The following is a 1,477-nucleotide window of genomic DNA, read 5'->3' as shown; positions in this document are numbered from 1 at the left end:
TCTTGAAGGCCAGCACCGGGTCTTCCACGGCGTCGAGCTTGTTCACCGCGAACACGATGGACGGCACGCGCAGCAGGTTGACCAGCAGCGAATGGCGGCGGGTTTGCTGCAGCAGTTCCAGCGCGGGGTTTTTCCAGTCGAGCTTGGTGGCATCGACCAGCACCACGGCGGCGTCGGCGCTCGAGGCGGCCGTCACCATGTTGCGGGTGTACTGCTCATGGCCGGGTGCGTCGCCGATGATGAACTTGCGGCTTTCGGTGGCGAAGTAGCGGTAGGCCACGTCGATGGTGATGCCCTGCTCGCGTTCTGCGGAAAGCCCGTCGGTCAGCAGGGCCAGGTCGGTCTCGCCGCCGCGCTGCACGCCGGCCAGGTGGTCCTGCAGCACCGCGCGGCTGTCCACCAGCAGGCGGCCGATCAGCGTGCTCTTGCCGTCGTCGACCGAGCCGCAGGTGATGAATTTCAGCGCCGGCTTCAGGTCGTTCTGGCCGGGAACCGTTACGAGCTTGGCGTCGCCGGCGATCAAATCAGTCGTGCTCATCAGAAATACCCATCTTTCTTGCGCTTTTCCATCGAAGCGTCGGAAGTTTTATCGTCCATGCGCGTGGCGCCGCGCTCGCTGACGTCGGCGGCCAGCGTTTCGATCACGATCTCAGCGGCCGTGGCGGCCGGGCTATCGACCGGGCAGGTGCAGGTGATGTCGCCCACGGTGCGAAAACGCACGGTCTTCTCGACCACCTGTTCACCGTCGCGCGCGGGCGTGAGGTCGGTCACCGGCACCAGCAGGCCCTTGCGTTCGACCACCTTGCGCTGGTGTGCGTAATAGAGCGACGGCAGGGCAATCTTCTCGCGCTCGATGTATTGCCAGACGTCGAGTTCGGTCCAGTTGGAAATCGGGAACACCCGGAAATGCTCGCCGGGCTGCAGCCGCGTGTTGAACAGCGTCCAGAGCTCAGGGCGCTGGGCCTTGGGCTGCCACTGGCCGAAGCTGTCGCGGTGCGAAAAGATGCGCTCCTTGGCGCGTGCCTTTTCCTCGTCGCGGCGRGCGCCGCCAATCAGCGCGTCAAAGCGGAATTCGTCAATCGCCTCCAGCAGCGTGACCGACTGGTGCACATTGCGCGATTCGCCGGGATGGGCCAGGCGCACGGTGCCGCGCTTCATCGAGTCTTCGACGTTGCGCACGATGAGTTCGGCGCCCAGTTCCTTCGCGCGCAGGTCGCGGAAGTCGGTCACTTCATGGAAGTTGTGGCCGGTGTCAATCATCAGCAGCGGGTAGGGGATGCGGCCCACGCCGAAGGCTTTTTCCGCGCACTTGAGCATCACCAGCGAGTCCTTGCCGCCCGAAAACAGCAGGGCCGGGCGCTCAAAGGCGGCGGCCACTTCACGCAGGATAAAGATGGTTTCTTCTTCCAGCGCATCGAGGTGGGAGTTGGACAGCCGCGCGATGGAGGTCGCCGGGTCGGCTGGCAGCAGGTGGGAG

At 64.8% G+C, this 1,477-nt stretch carries 2 protein-coding genes; both read right to left on the bottom strand.

What is annotated here, in order from left to right; all coding sequences use genetic code 11:
* Positions 1 to 538, bottom strand: a 538-nt coding sequence (locus AC1D0P_RS25575; protein WP_477679295.1) for a GTP-binding protein, incomplete at its 3' end; no start/stop codon positions are given.
* Positions 538 to 1,470: a sulfate adenylyltransferase subunit CysD gene (gene cysD / locus AC1D0P_RS25570; RefSeq protein WP_477679296.1), complete on the bottom strand. Its 933-nt coding sequence runs from the start codon at positions 1,468 to 1,470 to the stop codon at positions 538 to 540. The genes cysD and AC1D0P_RS25575, both read right to left, overlap by 1 nt.
* Between the last annotated feature and the right edge of the window lie 7 nt (positions 1,471 to 1,477).

The organism is Polaromonas sp. P1_G2 (genome assembly GCF_056405515.1).
This window is presented reverse-complemented; position numbering and strand designations above follow the sequence as displayed.